Source organism: Jatrophihabitans fulvus (assembly GCF_054781375.1).
The window spans coordinates 1,498,916-1,524,725 of the sequence record NZ_BAAGUN010000001.1; the positions used below are offsets into that span (position 1 = coordinate 1,498,916).

General features: G+C 74.6%; 16 protein-coding genes. 9 read left to right on the forward strand and 7 right to left on the reverse strand.

Annotated features, from left to right (window positions below; translation table 11 throughout):
- The first annotated feature begins 16 nt into the window (after nucleotides 1-16).
- The 5 genes from ACYVP9_RS07335 (at nucleotide 17) to ACYVP9_RS07355 (ending at nucleotide 11,470) form a co-directional block, all read left to right on the forward strand.
- Nucleotides 17-4,537, forward strand: coding sequence for an FtsK/SpoIIIE domain-containing protein (locus tag ACYVP9_RS07335; RefSeq protein ID WP_460604043.1), 4,521 nt, complete (start codon nucleotides 17-19; stop codon nucleotides 4,535-4,537).
- Between the two features lie 81 nt (nucleotides 4,538-4,618).
- Nucleotides 4,619-7,087 (forward strand): protein kinase domain-containing protein, encoded by a 2,469-nt coding sequence (locus tag ACYVP9_RS07340; RefSeq protein WP_460604044.1) that lies wholly within the window; start codon nucleotides 4,619-4,621, stop codon nucleotides 7,085-7,087.
- Entirely contained in the window at nucleotides 7,084-8,076 is a 993-nt protein-coding gene (locus ACYVP9_RS07345; protein ID WP_460604045.1) for an AAA family ATPase, read from the forward strand. Before ACYVP9_RS07340 ends, ACYVP9_RS07345 begins: the two co-directional genes overlap by 4 nt.
- A gap of 2 nt (nucleotides 8,077-8,078) precedes the next feature.
- Nucleotides 8,079-9,239 (forward strand): DUF58 domain-containing protein, encoded by a 1,161-nt coding sequence (locus ACYVP9_RS07350; RefSeq protein ID WP_460604046.1) that lies wholly within the window; start codon nucleotides 8,079-8,081, stop codon nucleotides 9,237-9,239.
- On the forward strand, nucleotides 9,236-11,470 hold the full coding sequence (locus ACYVP9_RS07355) for a transglutaminase domain-containing protein (protein WP_460604047.1): 2,235 nt from the start codon (nucleotides 9,236-9,238) through the stop codon (nucleotides 11,468-11,470). Before ACYVP9_RS07350 ends, ACYVP9_RS07355 begins: the two co-directional genes overlap by 4 nt.
- A 6-nt stretch (nucleotides 11,471-11,476) precedes the next feature.
- On the opposite strand, the gene ACYVP9_RS07360 is transcribed toward ACYVP9_RS07355, so the two are convergent.
- Entirely contained in the window at nucleotides 11,477-12,133 is a 657-nt protein-coding gene (locus ACYVP9_RS07360) for a transcriptional regulator (RefSeq protein ID WP_460604048.1), read from the reverse strand.
- Entirely contained in the window at nucleotides 12,130-13,272 is a 1,143-nt protein-coding gene (locus ACYVP9_RS07365; protein WP_460604049.1) for a sensor histidine kinase, read from the reverse strand. The genes ACYVP9_RS07360 and ACYVP9_RS07365 overlap by 4 nt, the downstream gene beginning before the upstream one ends.
- Nucleotides 13,273-13,435: 163 nt before the next feature.
- Here ACYVP9_RS07365 and ACYVP9_RS07370 point away from each other — a divergent pair, with 163 nt between their 5' ends.
- Nucleotides 13,436-15,544 (forward strand): MMPL family transporter, encoded by a 2,109-nt coding sequence (locus ACYVP9_RS07370; protein WP_460604050.1) that lies wholly within the window; start codon nucleotides 13,436-13,438, stop codon nucleotides 15,542-15,544.
- Here ACYVP9_RS07370 and ACYVP9_RS07375 read toward each other — a convergent pair.
- The 4 genes from ACYVP9_RS07375 to ACYVP9_RS07390 form a co-directional block, all read right to left on the reverse strand.
- Entirely contained in the window at nucleotides 15,523-17,388 is a 1,866-nt protein-coding gene (locus tag ACYVP9_RS07375) for an ABC transporter ATP-binding protein (RefSeq protein ID WP_460604318.1), read from the reverse strand. The genes ACYVP9_RS07370 and ACYVP9_RS07375 overlap by 22 nt on opposite strands.
- 45 nt (nucleotides 17,389-17,433) lie before the next feature.
- Nucleotides 17,434-18,261 (reverse strand): enoyl-CoA hydratase/isomerase family protein, encoded by an 828-nt coding sequence (locus tag ACYVP9_RS07380; RefSeq protein ID WP_460604319.1) that lies wholly within the window; start codon nucleotides 18,259-18,261, stop codon nucleotides 17,434-17,436.
- Nucleotides 18,262-18,305: 44 nt separating this feature from the next.
- On the reverse strand, nucleotides 18,306-18,557 hold the full coding sequence (locus ACYVP9_RS07385; protein ID WP_460604051.1) for a helix-turn-helix domain-containing protein: 252 nt from the start codon (nucleotides 18,555-18,557) through the stop codon (nucleotides 18,306-18,308).
- A 264-nt stretch (nucleotides 18,558-18,821) separates the two neighbouring features.
- Nucleotides 18,822-20,441, reverse strand: coding sequence for an ABC-F family ATP-binding cassette domain-containing protein (locus ACYVP9_RS07390; protein ID WP_460604052.1), 1,620 nt, complete (start codon nucleotides 20,439-20,441; stop codon nucleotides 18,822-18,824).
- A gap of 199 nt (nucleotides 20,442-20,640) precedes the next feature.
- Here ACYVP9_RS07390 and ACYVP9_RS07395 point away from each other — a divergent pair, with 199 nt between their 5' ends.
- Complete coding sequence (locus ACYVP9_RS07395) at nucleotides 20,641-21,990, forward strand: GAF domain-containing protein (protein WP_460604053.1); 1,350 nt, start codon at nucleotides 20,641-20,643, stop codon at nucleotides 21,988-21,990.
- Nucleotides 21,991-22,053: 63 nt separating this feature from the next.
- The gene (ypfJ, locus tag ACYVP9_RS07400) at nucleotides 22,054-23,037 is read left to right on the forward strand and encodes a neutral zinc metallopeptidase (RefSeq protein ID WP_460604054.1); all 984 of its coding nucleotides are present in this window, start codon (nucleotides 22,054-22,056) and stop codon (nucleotides 23,035-23,037) included.
- Here ypfJ and ACYVP9_RS07405 read toward each other — a convergent pair.
- Nucleotides 22,980-24,014, reverse strand: a complete 1,035-nt coding sequence (locus ACYVP9_RS07405) for a GlxA family transcriptional regulator (RefSeq protein ID WP_460604055.1) — start codon at nucleotides 24,012-24,014, stop codon at nucleotides 22,980-22,982. The genes ypfJ and ACYVP9_RS07405 overlap by 58 nt on opposite strands.
- A gap of 72 nt (nucleotides 24,015-24,086) precedes the next feature.
- Between ACYVP9_RS07405 and ACYVP9_RS07410 the strand changes: the two genes are divergently transcribed.
- On the forward strand, nucleotides 24,087-25,394 hold the full coding sequence (locus tag ACYVP9_RS07410; protein ID WP_460604056.1) for an MFS transporter: 1,308 nt from the start codon (nucleotides 24,087-24,089) through the stop codon (nucleotides 25,392-25,394).
- Nucleotides 25,395-25,810 lie beyond the last annotated feature (416 nt).

Here is a 25,810-nt window from a genome sequence, read left to right on the forward strand (position 1 = left end):
GACACGGGACCGCGTCGTGGAACTCGAACTGACGGTCGTCACCGGGGCTGCCGATGCCGCGCATCGGCAGCTCCGTGACGTGACGATCCGGACGGACGACACCGCCGGCACCACGATCGGGCACCTCTGCACGGCGCTCGGCGCGGCCGACCGTCCTGGACTCTGGCTGGGATCCCGTTTCCTGTCGGCCGACGAACCACTGGCCGGCAGCGAGGTCCGCAGCGGCGCCGTCGTCGGGCTCGACGCCCCGGTCGACGGCCCCGTCCCCCCGCCGGAGGGCGTGGTGCTGAGCGCCGTCGGAGGCCTGAACGCCGGGCCGGCCGTCGGTCTCGGCCGGCGCGAGGTCGTGGAGGCGGGGCGCGCGCCGGCGTGCGGGCTGCGCCTGCGCGACCCGGAGGTGAGCCGTCGGCACGCCGCGTTCCGGCTCACCGCGGACGGGTCCCGCCTGGAGCTGCGCGACCTCGGTTCGCGCAACGGCGTCGGTCGGCACGGGGTGCGCCTGCCCGACACCACGGACGTCGGCTTCGACGAACCCGTCCGCCTCGGCGAGACGGTGGTCGCGGCCCGTCCGGTCGAGGCCCGCCCGGCCGACCTCACCGACGACCCCGCCACCGGGCGGCGCGCGTTCAACCGTCCACCGCACCTCGAGCCGCCCCGACGTCGGGTGACCCTGACGCAGCCCGCCGAGCCGAAGAAGCCGACCGGCTTCCGCATGCCGTGGATCGCCGCGCTGGCCCCGCTGGTGCTCGGTGCCGTCATCTTCGTGATCTTCCCGCGCTACGGCGCGTACCTCGTGATCATGATGCTGCTGTCGCCGGTGATGCTGGTGGCCAACTACCTGAGCGAGCGCCGCGGCGGGAAGAAGAGCTACGCCGCCCAGCTGCGCGAGTACCGCGCCGACCTGGCGACCTACGAGCGCGACGTCGCCGCCGCGGCCGCCGCCGACGAGCACGACAGCCGCCGATTCGCCCCCGACCCCGCCGAACTGATCCGCCGCGCCCTGCTGCCGGACGCCACCCTGTGGCAGCGCCGCCGCGCGAGCGGGTCGTTCCTCGAGCTGCGGGTGGGAACCTCCGACCGTCCGGCCGAACTGACGCTGCAGCGCGCCTCGAGCGACGCGCCGCCGCCGACGGTGCCGACCGTGCACGACGTGCCGGTGGCGGTGGCCGTCCGCACCGCGGGAGTCGTCGGCGTCGCCGCGCCCCGCGACGCGCTGCTCGCCGCCGCCCGCGCGCTCGTCGTGCAGGCGGCCGTGCTGCACTCCCCCGGCGACCTCGGCATCACCGTCGTCACCGGCGGCGACACCGCCGACGACTGGCGGTGGACCGGCTGGCTGCCGCACACGCGACCCGCCTCGGACGCCCTGGCCTGCCACCGCACCGTCGCCGTCGACGGCGACCAGGCGAGCGCCCGCCTGGCCGAACTGCTGCGTCTCATCGAGGACCGCAGCGCCGAGCAGCGCGCCCGGCTCGCGGGGGGCCCGCCGCCCGGCCGCGCCGTGCTGGTCGTGCTCGACGGTGCCCGCCGCATGCGTGCCGTGCCCGGGCTGGCGCGCCTGCTCGCGCAGGGACCGGCCGTCGGCGTGTACGCGCTGTGCCTCGACGCGGACGAGACCGCGCTGCCCGACGAGTGCGGCGCGACCGTCGTGGCCACCAGTGCCACCGGCACCCGCGCGCGCGTCAGCGCCGACGGCGCCGAGCCCGTCGAGGACGTGCTGCTCGACGGCTGCGCGGCCGCCGATGCCGAGCGGGTCGCCCGCTCGCTCACCCCGCTCCACGCCCTCGGCGACGGCGACGCCGACCGCGAGCTGCCCGACCGCGTCCGGTTCACCGAGCTCGCCGACATCACCGCCGACGCCGACGCCGTCCGCCGCCGCTGGGCCACCTCCCCGGGCGGACGCTCCTCGCGCGCGCTGCTCGGCATGGCCGCGGGCGAACCGGTCGTCGTCGACCTCGTGAAGGACGGCCCGCACGGGCTCGTCGCGGGCACGTCCGGTTCGGGCAAGTCCGAGCTGCTGCAGACGTTCGTCGCCTCGCTCGCGCTGGCGAACACGCCGGACGCCATGAACTTCGTGCTCGTCGACTACAAGGGCGGGTCGGCGTTCGCGGCCTGCGCCGACCTTCCGCACTGCGCCGGGCTGATCACCGACCTGGACGGTCACCTCGTCACCCGCGCCCTCGACTCGTTGTCCGCCGAGCTCAAACGCCGCGAGACGCTGCTGGCCGAGGCCGGCGCCAAGGACATCGCCGACTACTGGGCCCGCACCGGCGCCCGCCTGCCCCGGCTGGTGATCGTCGTGGACGAGTTCGCCTCGCTCGTCGAGGAGGTCCCCGACTTCGTGCCCGGTGTCGTCGGCATCGGCATGCGCGGACGCTCGCTGGGCGTGCACGTGGTGCTGGCCACCCAACGCCCGGGCGGGGTCGTCAGCGCCGACATGCGCGCCAACCTGAACCTGCGCATCTCGTTGCGGGTCACGTCCGACGCCGAGTCCAACGACGTCATCGAGACGCCGGCCGCGGCGCGCATCCTGCCCAAGCAGCCCGGCCGCGGGTACGTCCGCACCGGCCACGGCGAGCTCACCGCGTTCCAGGCCGCGCGCGTCGGCTGGCCGCTGCCCGAGGAGGACGCCGCGACGGCGGCCGACCCCGTGCCGCAGGTGTCGCCGCGCGAGTTCGCGCTGCTCGGACTGCCGCCCGCGCAGACCGTCGCGACCGACGTCGACGAGCACGGCCGGACGGACCTCGGCCAGCTCGTCGCGGCCATCACCACCGCGGCCGAGGGGCTCGCGCTCGAGCAGCCGCGCCGCCCGTGGCTGCCGCCGCTGCCGGCGCAGGTGCCCGCGGCCTGGCTGCCCGAGCCGGTGCGCAGCACCACCAGCGCGGTGATCGGGTTGGTCGACCGCCCGGCCGCGCAGTCGCAGGACCCGTTCGCGATCGACCTCGACGCCACCGGCCCGGTCGTCGTCGCGGGCGCCGTCCGGTCGGGACGCTCGACCGCGTTGCGCACCCTCGCCGGCTCGCTCGCCTCGGCGACGCCACCGGCCGACCTGCACCTCTACGCCCTCGACTGCGGCAACCACGCGCTCGCCGCCCTCGACGCGCTGCCGCACACCGGCGCGGTCATCGACGGCACCGACGAGGCACGCACCGAACGGCTGCTCGGCATGCTCGGCGAGGAGATCGCCCGGCGGCAGCGGCTGTTCTCGTCCGCCGGGTTCGGTTCGCTGGCCGAACAGCGCGCGGCGGTCGCCGCCGAGGACCGTCTGCCGCACCTCGTGCTGCTGCTCGACCGGCTCGAGTCGTTCGTCGGCCGCTACGAGGAGCACGACTCGGGTGCGCTGCTCGACCGGCTCGAGACGCTGCTGCGGACGGGTCCGGCCGTGGGTGTCGGGTGCGTGCTCGCCACCGATCGGACGGGTCTCACGCACCGGCTGGGTTCCGCGGTGGGCGCCCGTCTGGTGCTCGCGCAGGCGACGACGGACGACCTCGTGCACTTCGGAGTCGACCACCGCTCGGTCCCGGGTCACATGCCGCCGGGGCGCGCGATCTGGACTCCCACCGGCGAGGAGGTGCAGGTCGCGATCCTCGGCGACGACCCGTCGGGCACCGCGCAACTGGCCCAGCTGCGCCGGCTGGGCGAGGACCTCACGCGCCGGTGGGACGGGCTGCCCGCGCTGAACCGGCCGCGTCGCCTCGACCCGCTGCCCGAGGAGATCGACACCGAGCAGGTGGCGGCGCTGCGCACCGGCCCGCGCCCGGCGTCGCCGACCGTCGTGACCGTCGGCGTGGGCGGCGACCACCTGGCGCCGGTCGACCTGGACGTCGCCGAGCTGGGCGGCGCCCTCGTCGTCGCCGGACCTGCCCGCAGCGGACGGTCGACCGCGCTGCGGACCATGGTCGAGTCGTTGCGCGGCGGACCGCTGCCGATCGTGATCGCGGCCCCCCGCCCGTCACCGCTGCGCGACGTGAGCGGCGACGACGTCACCGTGCTCGCCACCGACGTGGCAGCCGGGCTGCGCGCCGCGCTCGAGTCGGCGAGCGGGCCGCTGGCGCTGGTCGTCGACGACGCCGAGCTGCTCGACGACCACGCGCTGCAGGGCGTGCTCGAGACCTTCGTGCGCAACAGCCGGGACTCGGGGTCGATCGTGCTGGCGGCCGGCACGACCGACGACATCCTGCTCAACCGGTACCGCGGCTGGCTGGCGACGGCCCGGCGCGAACGCAGCGGGCTGCTGCTCAACCCCGCGAGCCACGTCGACGGCGAGGTGTTCGAGCTGCGTCTGCCCCGTTCGACCGGCGGCGGCTGGGTGCCCGGACGTGCGCTGCTCGTCCGCTCGGGCGCGGTGTCGACGGTGCAGGTCGCGACGGTCCCCGACACCGCGGACGACACCGGCGACACCAACGGCGACACCGCCGTCACCGTCGCCGACGACACCGCCGACGACACCGTCGCGCCGCCGGTCGCCGGACGCATCCTCGGGCCGGACGGCGCGCCCCTGCCGACCCGTCCCGACGCCACCGAGCGCGACCGGTGGTGATCGGCGATCATGTGTCCCACGGGACTGCGCCCCGCCGAGGCCGGACGGCCGCCGGGCGCGGGCCACGGCGACGGGAGGCGCGTGTCTGCACGGGGAGCCACGGGGGCGGCGCGGCGCGGTGACCGCGCTGCCGTCGTGCCGGTCGGCTGGAGTGCCGCCGATCCGCTGCCCGAGTCCGACGACACCTCGCCCGCCGCGGTGCTGCGGCTGCGGGTCACCGGCCCGGACGGCCGCCCCGGGCTGCTGTTCACGGTCGTCGGGTCGCTCGACGGCCGCGCCGGCAAGGACCTGCGCCGCCGGTTGCGCGGTGACCAGCCCGAACTCGACCGCATGCTGCGCGAGGTCTGCGCGACTGCCGACGGCGCGACCCTGCTGCCCTGGCTCGAGTACGGCGACCCGCGGGCGCCGCGCCCGTACGTGGTGTGCGAGCGGCCCGGGCCGAGCCTGTCGGACCGGCTGCTGCGCGGACCGTTGCCGGTCGCGCAGGTCGTGTCCGCGGCGCTCGTCGGCGCCGCCGCGCTCGACGAGCTGCGCCGGCACGGTCACGCGCACGGGCTGATCTCGCCGCAGTCGTTGATCGACGAACCCGGCGGACGGGTGCGCCTGGTCGCTCCGCTGCCGGCCGCGCTGGCCGACATCGTCGCGCTCGCCGGCGGCACCGGTCACGAACCCCCCGAAGTCCTGCGCGGCGGCGGGACGACGTGGGCGGCCGACGTGTTCTCGCTCGCCTCGACCGCCTGGACGCTGCTCACCGGACGTCCGCCGTTCGGCGCGCCGGACGACCGGCTCGCCCGGCTCACCGCCGCCGAACCGCCGCCGCTCGTCCGCGCCGACGTGCCGCCCGCGCTGGCCGACACGTTGCGCGCCGCGCTCGCCGCCGATCCCGGACGGCGTCCCGAGCTGGCCACGCTCACGCACGCGCTGCGCATCGTCGCCGACGGGTCGTCGCCCGTGGCCGCCCCGCCGCGGGCGACCGCGCGCATCCTCGAGCCCGGTGCGCCGCGTGCCGACGCACCCGAGACCACGCGGGTGCCGGTACGTCCCGAGATGCGGTCGGACGGGGCCGACGCGCGCCAGGACACGCTCGCCCCCACCCGTCCGGTCGGCGACTCCGGACGCCCGCTGGGCAGCCGGTACCTGCTCGACGCGCTCATCGGACGCGGCGCCACCGGTCACGTGTGGCGGGGTCACGAGCGCGACACCGGGCGGCCGGTGGCGGTGAAACTGCTGCGCTCCGAACTGGCCGAGGACCCCGAGGTCGTCACCCGGTTCATGCGCGAGCGCGCGGCGCTGATGCGGCTGTCGCACCCGCACCTCGTCGCGGTGCACGACCTCGTCGCCGAGGGCGGCGCCCTCGCCATCGTCATGGACCTCGTCCCCGGCAAGGACCTGCGCGCCGAGCTCGCCGGCGGGCCCCTCGACCCGCGCGATGCCGGACGGTTGCTGGCCGGCACGGCGGCCGCGCTCGCCGCCGTGCACGACGCCGGCATCGTCCATCGCGACCTCAAGCCCGAGAACGTCATCGTCGAGCCGCACGCGGGTTCGACCCGCGCCCGCCTCACCGACTTCGGCCTCGCCCGCGCCGTCGAGTCATCGGCACTGACACGGGTGACCCAGTTGGTCGGCACACCCGCCTACGTCGCTCCCGAGGTCGTCGCCGGACGCACCCCCGGCCCCGCCGTCGACGTGTACGCCCTCGGCGTCACCGCCTACGAGGTGCTCACCGGCCGCCGCCCGTTCGCGGCCCCCAGCACCGCCGCGCTGCTGCGCGCCCACCTCGACGAGCCGCCGTCGCGTCCGGAAGGGATGTCCGACGAGCTCTGGGCGATCGTGGCCGCCTGCCTGCAGAAGGACCCGGCCCGCCGGCCGTCCGCCGCCGACCTCGCCGCGGCGTGGCGGCAGGTCGCCGACGGTGCGCCGGCCGCGCTGCCGTCGCGCCCCGCCGGGCAGCCCACGCCTGCGCCGGTGCCCGTCGCCGACGACGACCGGGTGCCGTCGTGGCCCGAGCCGGACGGGTCCGGGGTGCGTACCGACAGCGCGCTGCTCACCGGCAGCGGCGTGCAATACACGACCGCGTCCGCCCGCCCGCTCGACGACGCCCCACCCGCTGCGCCGGCGCCGAGACGCAAGCGGACGAAGCTCTGGCTCGCCGCCGCCGCGGTGGTCGTCCTCGGGTTCGGCGGTGGGTTCGGGTACGTGCTGCTGACCAAGGACAAGGACGCCCGGCCGACCAACGACCCGTATCCCCTGCGGGTGAAGGTGTCGGCCGACCGCACGATCAGCTGGTCCGTTCCCGAGTCGGTGAAGGCCGAGCAGACCGTGGTGATCGTGCAGGTGCGGCACGACGGCGGCTACCGCCAACTGCCTGCCATCACCGACCTCGGCCAGACGACCTTCAGGGACGGCACGTTGCAGCCGAACGACTGCGTCCAGGTCAGCGCCTGGTACCCCAAGATCGCGCCTCCGAAGGACGCCGGCCAACCGGAGGACTGTTTCACCCCGCCGAAGAAGTCATCGCCGTCGTCGAGCTCCAGGAGCACGAGTCCGTGACCAACTCCCCCACCCCGTCCGCGGCGTCGCCCGACAGCGCGCGGTTCATCGCCGAGTTCGCCGGCAAGGTCGGCGCGGGCGTCGAACGCGTGCTGCAGGGCAAGCACGACACCGTCCGCCTGGCGTTGGTGTGCCTGCTCGCGGGCGGGCACCTGCTCGTCGAGGACGTTCCCGGCACCGGCAAGACGTCGCTGGCGCGGGCACTCGCGCAGAGCGTCACCGGCACGAGCACGCGCATCCAGTTCACGCCCGACCTGCTGCCCACCGACATCACCGGCACGTCCGTGTGGGACCAGCGCACGTCGACGTTCGAGTTCCACCAGGGCCCGATCTTCGCGAACGTCGTCGTCGCCGACGAGATCAACCGCGCGTCGCCGAAGACGCAGTCGGCGCTGCTCGAGGTGATGGAGGAGGGCCGGGTGACGGTCGACGGCACCGGGTACCCGGTGCCCGACCCGTTCCTCGTCGTCGCCACCCAGAACCCGATCGACCTCGAGGGCACCTACCGGCTGCCCGAGGCCCAGCTCGACCGGTTCCTGATGCGGCTCTCGGTGGGCTACGCGTCGGCCGAGGTCGAGGAGCAGATCCTGCTGCAGCGCGCGGCGGCGCCGGCCCCGACCGTCCCGGCGATCGCGACCCTCGAGCAGGTGCGCTGGATCCAGGACGCGGTGTCGCGGGTGCACGTCGCGCCCGCGATCGCCGCGTACATCACGCAGGTGGCGGCGGCGACCCGGCGGGCCGACGGGCTGCGTCTCGGGCTCAGCACCCGGGGCTCGCTCGCGGTGCTGCGCGCGGCACAGGCCTTCGCCGCCTGCGACGGGCGGCATTTCGTGGTGCCCGACGACGTGCGCACGGTGTTGCCGCACGTCGTCACGCACCGGCTCGTCGTGACGGCGCAGGCCGAGGTGCGCGGCACCTCCGCCGAGGCCGTGCTCGCCGAGGCCGTCGCGGCGGTGCCCGTCCCGGACGCGCCCGCGGCCGTCCGGTAACCGTGGCCCGCCGCGTCCCGGTCACCCCGGCCGGGTGGACCGTCCTGGGTCTCGCGGTCGCCGCCTACGCGCTCGGCGCCCTGCTGGGCTACCGGTTGCTCGCCGCGTGCGGCGTCGGGCTCGCGGCGATGCTCGTGCTGGCCGTGCTGTGGGTGGTGCTGCGACCGGGGGTCGACCTGGTGCGCACCGTCGATCCCGACCGCGTCTCGGTGGGTGAGCCGGCGCTGGGCCGCATCGACGTGCGCAACCGCTCCCGGCTGCCGTCCGTCCCGTTCGTGGCCGTCGACCGGGTCGGGTCCGACGAGGTCGAGCTGCCGGTGCCCGTGCTGCCCGCCGGCGGTGCCCGCCCGGTCTACTACCCGATCCCGACGACCCGCCGCGGACGGGTCGAGCTCGGTCCTCTGACCGTCGAGCGGCGCGATCCCCTGGGACTGCTGCGGACGGCCCGCCGGGTCGCGTCCCCCGCGCTGCTGTGGGTGCACCCGCGCGTGCACCCGGCGGCCACCCTGCCGGTCGGCGTGGTGCTCGACTTCGAGGCGCGCACCACCGCGAACGCCCGCCTGGGCACGCTGACGTTCTCGTCGCTGCGCGACTACGTGGCCGGTGACGACCCGCGGCGCATCCACTGGCGCACGACCGCCCGCGTCGGGCACCTCGTCGTCAAGGAGCACATCGACACCACCGAACCCACCACCACGGTGCTGCTCGACAACGTGTCGCTGCCCGGCGACGAGGTGTTCGAGCAGGCGGTCGAGGTGGCCGCGTCGATCTACCGCGCCGTGGAGCTCGAAGGACGCCCCGTGCGCGTGCACCTGGTGCACGACGAGGACGACGCCGTCGCCGGCGACGCGCTCGACTCGATGGATCTGCTCGCCGCCGTCCGGTTGCACCGGGGCGAGAGCACGGGCGTGCTCGACGCGATCCAGCGGTTGCCCGGCGGTGGCGTGCTCGTCGTGGTCACCTCGGCCGGACCCACGCTGCTGCCGCGGCTCGCCGACCAACGGCGGCGGTTCAACCCCGTCGTCGTCGTGCAGATGGCGACCGCGTCAGACGACCGGGCGGACGGCATGCACCGCCGTCCCGGGATGACCGTGATCACGGCGGCGCGCGCCGTCGACGCCGTGACCCGCTGGAACCACATGGCCGGTGGTCAGTCGGAATGACCTACTCACTCGCGGCGCCGTCGCGCCCGGCCCACCCGGCGCGGGCGGCCCTGACCCAGGCCGTGCTGGCGCTGCTCGCGCTCGGGTGCGGGCTCGCCGCGTCACCCGCGTTCGGCGGCGCGCTCACGCTCTCGGACCCCGCGCCGGCACGCCTGCTCGTCGCGGTCGCGGCCGGCGCGGTCGCACCGGCGCTCGTCGTCGGCATCGCGAGGCATTGCGGCCTCGCCGTCACCGCCGCGGCGGCGGCCGCGCTCGTCACCACCGTGCTCGCGGTGGCGCTCGCGGCCCGTCCCGGGCGTGACGTGGCCGCCGGGCCGTACCGGCTGCTGACGTCCGCGTTGCCGTCCGACGCCACCGGTCCGGTGACGGCCGCCGTCGGGTTCCTCACCGGTTTCGCCGCCCTCGCCTCCTGCCTGCTCGCTGCCTACTCGCGGCGCCGCGCCTTCGCGGTCGTGCCGCCGTTCGTGCCGCTGGTCGCGGGACTCGCCCTGGACGCCTCCGTCGCCTCCCCGCCCTCCTGGTACGCCGCGGCCGTGCTGGTGCCGCTCGGGTTCGCGCTCGTGCTCGTCCGCGATCCGGTACGCGTCGGCGGTGAGCGTGCCGGGTCGCGCGCGTCGGCACGGACGTCGGCACGGACGGCGGCACGGACGGCGGGCGTGGCCCGCCGGACTGCGGCGCTGGCCGGAGCGGTCGCCGTGCTCGCGGCGGGCTCGGCGCTCGCGGCGACCGCCGCCCCCGACCTGCCCGCCGTACGCACCCGGCCGGCGGACGCCCGCGCGCTGGTCGACGCGCCGCTGCAGCCGCGCTCGGCGGTCAACCCGATCGTGCGCTACCCCGCCTGGGCCCGGGGGCTCGAGCCGCTGCGGCTGACCGGCACCGCGTCGCGTCCGGTGAGCCGGTTGGTGCTCACCACGCTCCCCGAGTTCACGGGTGCGGGCTGGACGGCCGACTCCCGATTCCGGCGGGCCGGGTCCACGCTGCGCGCCGCCGGCGGTGCGGGCGGCCCCACCGTGCGCGTCGACATCCGCACCCGCACCGCCGGGGACCTCGCCTGGTTGCCGCGGCCCGACCGTCCGGCCGGGTTGTCACTGGCAGCCGGGCAACCGTCCGATCTCGGCGTCGACGAGCAGACCGGCGACCTCGTGGTGCCCGGCGGCGTGTCGTTCCCCGGGCGGTACTCGGTCACGGGCAGCGAGCCCGTGACCGGCGCCGACGTGGGGCGCGGTGACCGTGCAGTGCGGCGCACCGGTCCGGTCTCGACCGGTGACGCGCCGGTGCCCGACGTCGTCCGCCGCTTCGTGCAGGGCACCCGCGACCTCGGCGACGCCGACAAGCTGGCCGCGGTCGCGAACCTGCTGCGCCTCGACGACTGGTACGTCGACGACTCCGACGACCCGCGCAGCGGCAACGGCTGGTTCCAGATCGTGAAGCTGCTCGGCGCGCCCGGACGGCACATCGGCACCAGCGAGCAGTACGCGAGCACCTTCGCCGTGCTCGCGCGCGTGCTGGGCTTCCAGTCGCGCGTGGTCGTCGGGTTCGTGCCCCGCTACGCCGACAACGGCCGCGACTTCACGATCACCGGCCGCGACGTGCGGGCGTGGGCGCAGGTGCGGTTCGCCCGCGCCGGGTGGGTCACCTATGACGCGACGCCGACGCGCCGGGCCGGCGACACCGACACCCGCCGCGAACGTCCCGATCCCGCACCTCGCGGCGGGTCGAGCCCGACGCCGTCGAGCAACGCACCCTCGACACCGCCGACGAGCACGTCACCGCCCCCGCGCGCGGACGACACCGACACCCGCGGATCGGGGCCCGGACCGCTGCTGCTCGTCGCCGCGCTCGCGGCGGTGATCGTGCTGCTGCTCGCGGCCCCGCCGGGTGTGAAGGCCGGCCGCCGGCGGCGCCGGCGCGGGGCGGCCGTCCCCGCCCACGCGGTGGTGGGGGCGTGGCGCGAGACCGCCGACCGGCTCGCCGAACTCGGACGTCCGCCGCAACGCGGCCGGCTCACCAGCGAGGTCGCCGCGTCCGCACCGGAGGCGGCGCGCGACGAGGTGCGCGCGCTCGGCCGGCTGCTCGACCGCGCGGGCTACGCCCCGGAGGCCGCCGGCGCCGACGACGCCGCCGCCGCCTGGCGGCACGCCGACGCCGCGCGCGACCGCATCCACGGTCAGCTGTCACCGGTCCGCCGGGTGCTCGCGGCGCTCGATCCCCGCCCGCTGTGGCGGCGCTGACCGGGCTCAGACCGGCGGTGCGAGCCGGTTCTGGTAGGCGAACACCACCAGCTGCGCGCGGTCGCGGGCGCCGAGCTTCGACATCGCCCGCTGCACGTGGGTGCGCACGGTCGCCGGGCTGACCACGAGCCGGCCGGCGATCTCGTCGTTGGACAGCCCCTGCGCGACGTGGGTGACGATCTCGCGCTCGCGGGCGGTGAGGTCGGCGACGCCGGGGTGCGCGGGCGCGAGCGGAGCGGTGCCCGCGAACCGCTCGACGACCCGGGCGGTGATCGCCGGAGACAGCAGCGCGTCGCCCGCCGCGACGGTGCGGATGGCCCGCAACAGCTCACCGGCCTCGCCGTCCTTGAGCAGGAACCCCGACGCCCCCGCCCGCAACGCCGCGAACACGTACTCGTCGAGACCGAACGTCGTCAGCATGACGACCCGGGTGGCGGCCAGGTCGGGGTCGGCGCCGATGCGGGCGAGCACCTCGAGCCCGTCGAGGCCGGGCATGCGGATGTCCAGCAACGCGACGTCCGGACGGGTGCGCCGCACCGCGGCGAGCGCCTCCGGACCGTCCGCGGCCTGCGCGACGAGTTCGAGGTCGGGTTCCTCGCCGAGCAGCACGTCGATGCCCATGCGCACCAGCGGCTGGTCGTCGGCGACGACGACGGTGATCACGCGCGGACGCCCACGCGCAGCGGCAGGTCGGCGCGTACCGTCCAGCCGCCGTCCGCGCCGGGTCCGGCGACGAGCGTCCCGCCGACCGTGGCGCACCGCTCGCGCATGCCAACGAGCCCGCGTCCCGGGACCGACGGCGCCGCCACCGCGGGTCCGCCGTCCGTCACCTCGACGACCACGCAACCGTCTGCGGCCACCACGGACACCGAGGTCGCGGTCGCCGCGCTGTGCCGCGCCGCGTTGGTGAGTGACTCCTGCACGATCCGGTAGACCGTCTCGTTGACCGCCGGCGGCAGTCCGTCCGCGGCGAGCGCCAGCTCGACCCGGCGTCCGCCGGCGCGGAAGTCGTCGACCAACGCCGGCACGTCGGACGCTCCCGGTACCTCGGCGGACGGGTCGTCGCCGACGAACACGGCCAGCGCCCCCCGCAGCTGCGTCAGCGCGTCGCCGCTGGAACGTTTGATCGCTTCCAGCGCGACACGTGCCTGTTCCGGACGCCGGTCGGCGACGTGCAGCGCGACGCCGGCCTGCATCGAGATGACGGCGAGGCTGTGGCCGACCACGTCGTGCACCTCGCGGGCCATGCGCAACCGCTCCTCGTCGACCCGGCGTCGCTGCCGTTCGGCGGCGCTCTGGCGGGCGGTCGTCCGGTTCAAGCGCAGCAGGGCGACCAGCGCCCACGGCACGACCGGCAGCAGCGCCCACGCGGCCGTTTCGAGCATCGACGCGACCATCGGCCCGCCGTACGGGTGCAGCGCGGTCGCCGCGACGAACCCGGCGCCGGCCACGACGCACACCACCAGCCCCCGGCGCAGCGGCTCCCGCCAGCCGACGACACCGGCGGCGACGATCGGGGCGAGGTACACCGGCCCGCCCGGGTAGTCGATCGCGCGGTAGGCGACGCCGAGCACGCTCGTGAGTACGAGGACCGGCACGGGCCACGGCCACACGGCGACGAGCAGCAGGGACGCGCCGAGCGCGAGCACGTAGGCGAGCACGTCCAGTTCGTGGTGGTCGGGGTACCAGCTCTCCCCCGCGCCCCGCGTGCCGAAGTACGTGAACACCGTCAGGGCGACGACCCAGCCGGCGGCGTGCAGCATCGAACGCCTCGCGGACGCCGGCACGGCAGGGGCTCGCACGGCTCGAGATTACGTCCCGAGGTCGTCCGCGGGCGTCGTCGCGCGAACGTAGCCGGGCGTACGTCCGATGACGTAGGGCGAAGCCGCCCAGTGCCCGACGACACCGGCCGTGACATCCCGCAGCGTGGTCGTGTCGTCCCCTCCCCGCTCTCTGGAGTTTCCCGTGCACCGTCTCGCCCGTTTCGTCGTCGCCCGCCGCTGGTGGGTCGTCGCCGGCTGGCTGCTGCTCGCCGTCGCCGGCGCCGTGGCGGCGGGTCCGGCCACCTCGGCGCTCAGCTACGACTTCGGGCTTCCGGACCAGCCGGGCTACGAGGCGAACCAGCAGCTCGTGCAGCGCTTCGGCTCGGGCGGGGCGAACGCACCGGTGCTGCTCGTGGTCGGCGACGGCTCGACGCCGGTCGCCGAGGCGGACGGACGCACGGTGGCGGCCGCCGCGCGGAAGGCGGCGCCGGGCTCCCGTGTCGCGTCGTTCACCGACCACCCGGAGCTGCGGTCGGACGACGGCCGCACCGCCGTCGTGCTCGTGTACCCGCGCCCGGTGCCCGGCGGGGACCCCTACGCCGCCGCGCTCCCCGCTTTGCGCAAGACGACGCAAACTCTGGCCGAGGACGGGACGCCGGTCGTCGTCACCGGTCAGGACGAGCTGAGCAGCGAGGGCGGAGACGGCGGCGGGGGCGCGACCGTGCTCGCCGAGACGCTGTTCGGCGGGGTCGGCGCGCTGATCGTCCTCGTGCTGGTCTTCGGGTCGTTCCTGTCGCTGATGCCCCTGGCCGTCGCGGTAGCGTCGATCCTCACCACGTTCCTCGCCGTCTGGGTGCTCACCGGCATCACGGACGTCTCGTTCATCGTGCAGTTCCTGCTCGCGCTCATCGGGCTCGGCGTGGCCATCGACTACGCGCTGCTCGTCGTCACGCGCTGGCGCGAGGAGCGTGGCCGCGGCGCGGACAACCGAGAAGCTGTCGAGCGTGCGGTGACGACGGCCGGACGGTCGGTGCTGTTCTCCGGCCTGACCGTGGCCGTGAGCCTGGCCGCCCTGATCGCGCTGCCGGTGCCGTTCCTGCGCAGCGTCGGCTTCACCGGGCTGCTGATCCCCGTCGTCAGCGTGGCGGCCGCGCTGACCCTGCTGCCCGCCCTGCTGGTCGTGACGGGACCGCGCCTGGCGTGGCCGCACCGCCGCGCCAGCGATCCGACGAGCCGGCTGTGGCACCGTGTCGGCTCCGCGGTGACGACGCACCGGTGGGTCTCGATCGTCGTTGCCGGCGGCGCGCTGCTCGCGCTCGCCGCCCCGGTGCTGGCACTGCGACTCGGCCCGGCGAGCACCGAGTCGCTGACGTCCGCCGGCGGGCCGTCCGCGTCGGCGCTGACCCGCGTCGGCGACTCCGGCATCGGTGCGGGACTCGTCCGCCCGGTCGAGATCGTCACCGACCGTCCGGACGCCGTCGTCCGCGCGACCTCGCAGCTCGACGGCGTCGCGGGAGCGATAGCGCCGGCCGACTGGCGTCGCGACACGACCGCCGTGGTCAATGTCTGGACGAGCGCCGACGAGGCGAGCACCGCCGGCACCGACGTGGCCGCCCGGGTGCGGGACGTCGCGGAGCAGCTGGGCGCGACCGTCGGCGGCGCCCCCGCCCAGGACGCCGACTTCCTCGACGCCGTCTACGGCAACGCGTGGTGGGTCGGGCTGGTGATCGTCGTGGTGACGTTCCTGCTGCTCGCCCGCTCCGTCCGCTCGGTGGTCCTTCCGCTCAAGGCGCTGCTGCTCAACGTCGTGTCGATCGCCGCCGCGTACGGCGTCACCGTGCTCATCTGGCAGGAGGGCTTCGGCGTCGAGTTCCTGTTCGACCAGCCGGCATCCGGCAGCCTGACCATCTGGCTGCCCGTGGCCGCGTTCGCGTTCCTGTTCGGGCTGTCGATGGACTACGAGGTCTTCCTGCTCACCCGCATCCGCGAGGAACGCGACGCCGGCCACGACACGATCGAGGCGACCGTCCGCGGGGTGGCCCGCACCGGACGCCTGATCAGCTGCGCCGCCCTGATCCTGTTCCTGTCGTTCGTCGCGCTGTCGCGGGTGCCGCAGACGGACGTCAAGATCCTGGCGACCGCGCTCGCGCTCGGCATCGTCCTGGACGCCACCGTCGTGCGGGGCGTGCTCGCCCCCGCGCTGGTCGCAGCCTTCGGACGGGCGAACTGGTGGTACCCGTTCGGCCGGCGGGCGGTGCCGGACGATGCCCCGGCCACGCCGGCCGGCGATCAGTCGACCGGGTCGGCCTGACGCCGGAACTGGGTGCGGTACAGCTCGGCGTAGAGCCCGCCGGCGGCGAGCAGGTCGTCGTGGCGTCCGGTCTCGACGACCCGTCCGGACTCGAGCACCACCACGAGATCGGCGTTCTGCACGGTCGACAACCGGTGGGCGATGACCAGCGACGTGCGTCCCTGCAGCGCCCGGGCGAGCGCCCGCTGGACGGCGACCTCGCTCTCGCTGTCGAGGTGCGCGGTCGCCTCGTCGAGCACGACGAGGTCGGGCGCCTTCAGCAGCAGCCGTGCGATCGCGAGGCGGGCCTTCTCCCCGCCCGAGAGCCGGTAGCCGCGGTCGCCGACGACGGTGTCGAGCCCGTCCGGCAGCGACCGCAGCAGCGCGCCGATCTGCGCGGCGTCGAGCGCCTGCCACAGCTCGTCGTCCGTCGCGCCCGGACGGGCGTAGCGCAGGTTCGCGGCGACGGTGTCGTGGAACATGTGGGCGTCCTGGCTGACCACGCCGATGCGGTCGCGCAGCGACTGCTGGGTGACCTCGCGCACGTCGTGCCCGCCGACGCGCACCGCGCCACCCGTGACGTCGTAGATGCGCGGCAGCAGCTGGCTGACGGTCGTCTTGCCCGCGCCGGACGGGCCGACGAGCGCGACGAGCTGCCCGGGCCCGGCCCGGAACGACACCCCGTGCAGCACCTCGGCGTTGGTCGTGCGGTCGAGCACCGCGACCTCCTCGAGCGAGGCCAGCGACACCTCCGCGGCGCCGGGGTAGGTGAAGTGCACGTCGTCGAACTCGACACCGGCCGCGCCCGCGGGCAGCACGATCGCGTCCGGACGGTCCTGGATCATCGGCTCGAGGTCGAGCACCTCGAACACGCGGTCGAAGCTGACCAGCGCGCTCATGACGTCGACCCGGGCGTTCGACAGCGCCGTCAGCGGCCCGTAGAGCCGGGTCAGCAGCAGCGCGAGGGTGACGACGGTGCCGGCCGACAGCGAGCCCTCGATGGCGAAGTATCCGCCGAGGCCGTAGACCAGCGCCTGGGCGAGCGCGGCGACCAGCGTGAGCGACACGAAGAACGCCCGCCCGTACATCGCGGACGTGACCCCGATGTCGCGCACCCGCGCGGCCCGGTCGCGGAACGACGCGTCCTCGTCGTCCGGACGGCCGAACAGCTTCACCAGCAGCGCCCCGGCGACGTTGAAGCGCTCGCTCATCGTGTTGTTCATCGACGCGTCGAGGTTGTACGACTCGCGGGTGATCGTCTGCAGCCGGCGGCCGATTCGGCGCGCGGGCAGCACGAACAGCGGCAGCATCACCAGCGAGATCACCGTGATCTGCCACGACAGGGTGAGCATCACGGCGATGGTCAGCACCAGCCCGACCACGTTCGACACGAGGCCCGACAGCGTGCTGGTGAAGGCGCGCTGCGCGCCGAGCACGTCGTTGTTCAGGCGGCTGACGAGCGCACCGGTCTGCGTACGGGTGAAGAACGCGAGCGGCATGCGCTGCACGTGGTCGAACACCGCGGTGCGCATGTCGAAGATCAGGCCCTCGCCGATGCTCGCCGAGTACCACCGCTGGCTGAACGACAGGGCCGCGTCGACGACCGCGAGCCCCGCGATGACGAGCGCGATCTGGACGACGACCGAGGCCTTGCCGTGCCCGGTGATCGCGTTGATGACCCGTCCGGCGAGCACGGGGGTCACGACGGCGATGACGGCGCTGCCGGTGATCAGCAGCAGGAACACGATCAGCTGGCGGCGGTACCCGGACGCGAACCTCGCCACCCGACGCCACGTGCCCTTGGGGACGCTGCCGACCTCGCGACCGGTGGAGCGCATGAGCGAGTACGCGGCCATCCCGTCCATGCTCACGGCGTGGCCTCCGTACCGGTCGTCGTACCGGTCGGCGCGTCAGTCCTCGGCGTCGAGACCGACCAGGGTGCGCAGCCGACGGTACTGGGCGTCGCGCTCGGCCGCCTGCTGCTCGTCCTGCGTGCGCGTGACCGCGCCGCGCAACAGCGCCTTGGTCTCGGCGGCCGCGTCGCGGTCGATCGCGAGCAGGGCGGTGACGGTGGCCGTGACGGTCTCGTCGAGCCGGTCGGCGGGGACCGCGATCGACGCCAGCCCGATGCGCAGCGCCTCCCCGGCGCCCACGCGGCGGCCGGTCAGGCAGATCTCGGTGGCCCGCGAGACGCCGACGAGATCGACCAGGCGCTTGGTGCCGCCGAGGTCGGGAACGATGCCGAGCATCGGCTCGGCCATGCAGAACTGCACGTCGTCGGCGACGAGGCGGATGTCGGTGCCGAGCGCGAGCTGGAAGCCGCCCCCGATCGCGTGGCCGTGCACGGCGGCCACGCTCACCACGTCGGGCCGCGACGACCAGTCGAAGGCCTGCTGCCACGCCGCGATGCGTCCGGTGGCCTCGTCGTGCGGCAGGTGCGGCAGGTGCAGCAGCCCCTGCGGGTGGTCGGGAGAGATGATCGACCGGTCGAGGCCGGCCGAGAACGCGCGGCCCGCGCCGCGCAGCACGACCACGCGGACGGTCGCGGGCAGCTCGCGGCGCAGCCGGGCGAGCTCGTCCCACATGACCGGGTCCTGGCAGTTGAGCCGGTCCGGCCGGTCGAGGGTGATCGTCGCGACGCCGCGCTCGTGAGCGAGCTCGACGCGCAGTCCGGAGGCGTCCGCGACCTCGAACGGTTCTGCGGACGGGGTGTCTGTGGTGGTGGCCGTGGTGTCGATGGGGCGAGCCTATAGCTCGCCCCATCCGACCCTCTGCCGGTCTTCTACTTCTTCGCCTTCGCCGTGGTCGCCTTGGGCTTGCCGGCCCCGGTCTTCGTCCGGGTGGCACCGCCGCGGCCACGCAGCGTCACGCCCGATTCGGACAGCACCCGGTGGACGAACCCGTACGACCGTCCGTGCGTCTCGGCGAGCTCACGGATGCTCTTTCCCTTGTCGTAGGCCTTGCGCAGATCACCGGCGAGCTTGGTCCGCTCGGCTCCGGTGATCCGGGCACCCTTCTTCAGCGCCGCCGCCATGTGCTGTCCCTTTCGTCCGCGTCACGGGACTGGGCACGGTCGGCCCACCCCACAGGACTCAGGGATACCGCCGGTCCACAGGGTCGGCAAGATCGCCAGGACGCGCGGGGAACGGGTCACCGCCGCGAGGTGGGCAATGTCCGGATTGACATGGTGCGCCTCGCTGTCCAACCGGCTAATTCGTGCCAGCCGCTTCGGAGGCGCTTTTGCGCACTTCTACACCGAATCGACGGACGTACAGCGCCCGTGATCGGGTCGGCGTGATCACGCCAGGGTGATGAGGTCCGCGAGCTCGGCGCTCCACTGGTCCTCGACACCGTCAGGAAGCATGATCACCTTCTCGGGGGCGAGCGCCTCGACGGCTCCCTCGTCGTGCGTGACCAGCACGATGGCGCCCTCGAACGTGTGCAGCGCGTCGAGCACCTGGCCCCGGCTCACCGGGTCGAGGTTGTTGGTGGGCTCGTCGAGCAGCAGCACGTTGGCCGAGCTCGTGACCAGCATCGCCAGGGCGAGCCGGGTCTTCTCCCCACCCGACAGCACCCCCGCCGGCTTGTCGACGTCGTCGCCCGTGAAGAGGAACGCGCCGAGGATCTTGCGCAGGTCGGTGTCGCTGAGGTCGGACCGGCCGTTCGCGGACGCCGCCGAGCGCATGTTCTCGAGGATCGTCCGGTCGTGGTCGAGGGTCTCGTGCTCCTGCGCGTAGTAGCCCAGACGCAGGCCGTGGCCCGGCACGACCTCACCGGTGTCGGGGTTCTCGACGCCGGCGAGCAGGCGCAGCAGCGTGGTCTTGCCGGCGCCGTTCAACCCGAGCACGACCACCCGGGCGCCGCGGTCGATGGCGAGGTCGACGCCGGCGAACACCTCGAGCGAGCCGTACGACTTCGACAGTCCCTCGGCGGTGAGCGGCGTGCGGCCGCACGCGGCGGGGGCCGGGAAGCGCAACCGCGCGACGCGGTCCTGCTGACGCACCTCCGACAGCCCGGCCGCGAGCGCGGCCGCGCGGCGGTCCATCTGGTGCGCGGCGCGGGCCTTGGTGGCCTTCGCGCGCATCTTGTCCGCCTGCTTGGTGAGCGTCTCGATCTTGCGCTCGGCGTTGGCGCGCTCACGGACCCGGCGCTTCTCGTCCGCCTCGCGCTGCTTGAGGTAGGTCTTCCAGTCGACGTTGTAGACGTCGAGCGCCGACCGGTTGGCGTCGAGGTACCACACCTTGTTCACGACGGCGTCGAGCAGCTCGACGTCGTGACTGATCAGCACCAGGCCACCGGTGTGCTGTTTGAGGAAGTCGCGCAGCCAGGTGATCGAGTCGGAGTCGAGGTGGTTGGTGGGCTCGTCGAGCAGCAGGGTGGTCGGCTCGGCGCCGGAGTCGGCGAACAGGATGCGTGCCAGCTCGACGCGCCGGCGCTGCCCGCCCGACAGCGTGCGCAGCGGCTGCGCGAGCACCCGGTCGGGCAGGCCGAGGTTCGCGCAGATGCGCGCGGCCTCGCTCTCGGCGGCGTACCCGCCCAGCGCGGTGAAGCGCTCCTCGAGCGAGCCGTAGCGGCGCAGCAGCGTCTCGTCGTCCGGACGTTCGGCCAGGGCGACCTGCACCTTGGCGATGTCGGTGACGAGCGTGTCGAGCCCACGCGCGGACAGCACGCGGTCGCGGGCCAGCACGGCGAGGTCGCCGTCGCGGGGGTCCTGCGGCAGGTAGCCGATCGGACCGGTGCTGTCGATGCGTCCGCCGTGGGGCACGGTCTCGCCGGCCAGCACCCGCAGGCTGGTCGTCTTGCCCGCCCCGTTGCGGCCGACCAGGCCGATGCGGTCGCTCGGCTGCACGCGCAGGGTGGTCGGCTCGAGCAGGATGCGCGAGCCGGCGCGCAGTTCGAGGTCGGTGGCGGTCAGCACGGGCTTCTCTTCCGGGTCGGGTCGGCGGTGGGTGGGGGCGGACGGACGGCCCGCGGCCGGGGCGATCAGCGCCCGGTGCGTAACACCACCGATGCGAGGATACCGGGCGTCCCCGCGCCGTCCCGCCGTCCGGCCTTGACGATCACCCTGCCGCCGGGTGTGATTGACGTTAGTTTCTGGGCACAGGGTGGGCGGACAGATGGTTCTCGGTCGGCGACGCACGGCGGACGGTGCCGCCGCGCGCGACCGCGCCCTGCTCGAGGCCACGCTGCGCCTGGTGCGCGCCGACCTCGCCGCCGAGCGCGACACGGTCGACGCCCTCACCGCCCGCGAGGCCGATCTCGTCCGCGCCCGGGACACCGCCGTGCGGGAGCTGCGTGCCCTCGCGGTGCGGCTGCAGCTCGACGTCCCCGCCGCCGGAGCGGAAGGGGCCCAGGCCGTGCGCGAGGGGCTCGACGACCTGGACGGGGTGATCGCCGGGCTGACCGGCGCCTCCGTTCCCGTGGCCGTCCCGGACGTCACGCTCGGTGACGACGGCGACCACGGTCCGGTCGCGGAATTCGTCGCCGAGCTGCGCGCGGTGACCGCCGACGCCGCGGCCGCGGCGGGGTTGCGCCCGGCACTGTCGATCGCCGGGCCGCTGGAGCGGGTGCCGGTCCTGGTCGCGCGCCGGCTGCACGCCGCGCTGCGGGCCGCGCTGGTCGACGTACTGCGCCGCAACACCGATCACGACGCCGTGGGCAGCACCCTGGCCGTCGACGTCACCGCCACCGACTCCGGCGTCACCCTCACCGTCGCCGACGAGGGCCGGTGCTCCGGAGCGGTGGCCGACGACGAGCGCGCCGCCCGGCTCGGCGGCTGGTGCGTGCGCCACCGCACCAGCACCGGCTGCGCGCTGGTGTGGCACGTGCCCCACGACCGCGGCCTCACGGCCGACCCGCGCGCCGCGTCCGACCCCACCGGCCTCGTCGCCGAGGTCGTCGGGCAGCTGACCACCCGGCTGGCGGTGGCCCACGGCGCCGACCGGCTCGCCGTGGCCGGCGACACCGTCCGCGGCGCGGTCACCGCCGACGGGTACTGCGTCCTCGTGCTCGTCGACGCGGGCGCGCACGTCGAGGTCGTCCGGGCGGGTGGCTATCCGGCCGAGCAGGACCCGACCGGCGCCGTGCTGCCGGCCGACCAGTCCGTCGGCGGGCACGTCATGCGGACGGGCCGGCCGGTGCGCATCGCCACGGTCGCCGACGTGCCGCACGACCTGCACCACGGGGTGCGATTGCCCGTCGGGCGGCTCCTGGTCGTCCCCGTGCGGCTCGCCGCCGCCAGCGGTGCACTGGTGCTCACCCGCGAAGCGGGGCGCCCTCCGTTCACCGGCTCCGACGAGGACGCCGCGGTCACGCTCGCGGCCGTCGTGTCGGCGGTGCTCGAGCTGCAGCCGGTGCAGGACGTCATCGACACCTGGCCGGGCGCGGAATTCGACTACACCGGCAGCAACCCCGGACGCGGCTTTCCGTACGCGATCGGTCCCGGCGGCCCGTCCGCCACGGCGTAATCCGCCGACGATTCGTCCCCGGCGGGTCCGCCTTGGGCGTGATCGGGGCAGGATGTCGGCACCATGCGATACGACGACGACGCGCAGCTGGACACCTCCGAGGTCACGGACGCCCGCGGTGGCTCCCGACCCTCCGGTCTCGGCGGGGGTGGCCTCGGCGGCGGGCTGCTGCCCCTGCTCATCGGCTTGCTTTTCCGCGGCAAGAAGGGCGCGGCGAGCTGGATCGTCATCGTGCTCGCGGTCGGCGGGTACCTGGTGCTGTCCAACCTGGGCGGCGGGGGCGGCGGGTCGTCGTCGGTGCTCGGCAACCTCGGCAGCAACGGGCAGCCGGCGCAGGCCGACAACAACGACCTCGCCAAGGAGTGCCGTACCGGCGCCGACGCCAACGACAAGCTCGAGTGCGCGGTCGTCGCCGACATCAACTCCATCCAGGACTACTGGGGGGCCGAGTACCCGAAGCTCGCGGACGGCCGCCGCTACACCCCGGTCGACACCGTCTTCTTCAGCGGCGGGGTCGACACCCGGTGTGGGTCGGCGACCAGCGACGCCGGCCCGTTCTACTGCCCCGGTGACCGGCTCGTGTACATCGACCTGTCGTTCTACGACCAGCTGAAGTCGCAGTTCGGGGCCACCGGCGGTCCGCTGGTCAACGCCTACGTGCTCGCACACGAGTACGGCCACCACGTGCAGGACCTGCTCGGGACCGAGGGCAAGGTGCGCACCCGTCAGGGTGCGTCGTCCGACTCGGTGAAGCTCGAGTTGCAGGCCGACTGCTACGCCGGCGTCTGGATGAACCACGCGACCCAGCCGCAGGGCAATCAGCGCGCCCTGATCGTCGACATCACCCAGGCCGACCTCGACAGCGCCGTCGATGCCGCGCAACGCATCGGCGACGACTTCATCCAGAAGAACCTCGGCGGCGGGACCGTCCGACCGGACACGTTCACGCACGGCTCGTCGGCGCAGCGCAAGCAGTGGCTGACGCGCGGTTACCGCTCCGGGGATCCGACGCGCTGCGACACGTTCGCGCCCGGCGCGCTCGGTTGACCGTTCCGGCGACCCGCTCCGCGGAAGGTGCGGCGGTAGGCGGCGGGTGACAACCCGACCACCTCGCGCAGCTTGAGCCGCAGGTTGGCGCCGCTGCCGAGGCCGGCGCGGTGCGCGACCTCGTCGACGGGCAGGTCCGTGCTCTCCAGCAGGTGACGGGCGTGCTCGAGCCGCTGCGCGGCCAGCCATGCTCCCGGCGCCCGCCCGGTCTCGTCGCGAAAACGGCGGTTGAACGTGCGGACGCTCATCCGCGCCTCGGACGCGAGCCGGGCGACGTCGATGGGCTCGTGCAGGTGGTCGAGCGCCCAGCGGCGGACGGGCCCGGTGCCCGACACCCCCGGCTCGGGCACCGGGCGGTCGATGAACTGTGCCTGTCCCCCGTCTCGCCACGGTGGCACGACGCACTGCCGCGCCACCCGGTTGGCGACCGCGCTGCCGTGGTCGCGGCGGATGAGGTGCAGGCACAGGTCGACCCCGGCCGCCACCCCCGCGGACGAGAGCAGGTCGCCGTCGTCCACGAACAGCCGGTCGGCGTCGAGCGCGACGTCGGGGAAGAGCGCGCGGAACTCGTCCGCGTAGGCCCAGTGGGTCGTCGCGGGACGGCCGGCGAACCGACCGGCGGCCGCGAGCACGAACGCGCCGGTGCAGATGGAGACGATGCGGGCGGACGGGCGGACGGACGCCAGCGCCGCGGCCACGTGCGGTTCGAGTTCCCCGCGCTGCCGGGCCGGCGCGTACCGGGTGCCCGGCACGATCACCGTGTCGGCGCGGCGCAACTCGGCGGGCCCGTGCTCGGGGACGATCGCGTACCCGGCCTCGGTGGTCACCGGTCCGTCGTCGAGGCCGACCATGCGGACGTCGTACAGCGCAGCGCCCGCGTCGTCGCGCGCCTGACCCAACAACTGGGACGGGATGGCGGCGTCGAAGCCGACCACGGGAGGCAGGAGCAGGACGGCGACGCGATGCCGGACAGCCATGGCACGATTCTTGCACGAGATGACATTCCTGCCACTGGTCGCGATTTCGCGGGCGCGGCAGACTCACGCCTCGTGAGTGAGTTCGCGTCCGCCGTCACCGAATCGACGGCCCCACCGCCTCGCGCCGGTCGGCGGCTGCACCGGGCCTGGGTCGTCGCGGGCGTCACCTTCGTGACCATGCTGGCCGCGGCCGGGTTCCGGGCCGTGCCCGGCGTCATGATCGACCCGCTGCACGACGAGTTCGGCTGGTCGCACGGCACCGTCGGCGCCGCCATCGCGGTCAACATGACGCTCTACGGCCTGACGGCGCCGTTCGGTGCTGCGCTGATGATGCGCTTCGGCATGCGCCCGGTCGCCTGCGGTGCGCTCGTGCTGGTCGCGATCGGCTCCGGTGCCGCGATCACGATGTCGGCCACCTGGCAGTTGTTCCTGCTGTGGGGGCTGTTCGTGGGCCTCGGCACGGGCTCGCTGTCGATGTCGCTCGTCGCGATGGTCTCGACGCGCTGGTTCGTCGCCCGGCGCGGACTGGTCAGCGGGGTTCTCACCGCCGCCGGTGCCACCGGGCAGCTGGTCTTCCTTCCGGTCGTCGCCGCGCTGACGGACGCGCACGGCTGGCGGCCGGCCTCGGTGACGGTCGCGCTCGCCGCGCTCGCGGTGGTTCCGCTCGTCGTGCTGCTGCTGCGCGACCACCCGGCCGATCTCGGCGTCCGGGCGTACGGCGCGACAGACGCCGAGCCCGGACCCCCGCCCCCCGCCCGCACGGGCAACGGCGCCGTGCTCGCGCTGACCGCGTTGCGCGACGCCGCCCGGCGTCCGGTGTTCTGGCTGCTCGCCGGCTCGTTCGCGATCTGCGGCGCCACCACCAACGGGCTCATCGGCACGCATTTTATCCCGGCCGCGCATGACCACGGCATGCCGACGACCACGGCCGCGTCGCTGCTGGCGCTGATCGGGGTGTTCGACGTCGCCGGGACGATCGCGTCCGGCTGGCTCACCGACCGCGTCGACCCGCGGCTGCTGCTCGTCGGCTACTACGTCGGACGGGGGGTCGCCCTGCTCCTGCTGCCGTCGCTGCTGTCGCCGCACACCGAGCCGAGCACGTGGGTCTTCATCCTGTTCTACGGCCTCGACTGGGTGGCGACCGTGCCGCCGACCGTCGCGCTGACCCGCGACATCTTCGGCGAGCGCGCCCCGATCGTGTTCGGCTGGATCTTCGCCTCGCACCAGCTCGGCGCCGCCCTCGCCGCCGGTGGGGCCGGACTCATCCGCGACCTGCGCGGCAGCTACGCCCTCGCGTTCTACGTCGGCGCCGCGCTCTGCCTCGCCGGCGCCCTGCTCTGCCTGTCCATTCGCAAGGACGAGGCCCGCGAGACGCCCTGACCGCCTGGCCACCACCGTGTCGGAAACAATTGAGACCCCTTCACGAGACCCCTTCACGAGACCCCTTCACGAGACCCTTTCACGAGACCCTTTCACGAAGGGGTCTCACGAGGAGGTCTCACGAGGAGGTCTCACGAGGAGGTCTCACGAGGAGGTCTCACGAGGAGGCTCGTCCGCGGCGGCCGGCCGCTGGGCCATCGCCGATCTTCATGCCTCCGCGGACCGATAAGGACGCCTGCACCTCAGTTTCGCGAGCCCTCTCGTGAAGCCCTCTCGTGAAGCCCTCTCGTGAAGCCCTCTCGTGAAGCCCTCTCGTGAAGCCCTCTCGTGAAGCCCTCTCGTGAAGCCCTCTCGTGAAGCCCTCTCGTGAAGCCCTCTCGTGAAGCCCTCTCGTGAAGCCCTCTCGTGAAGCCCTC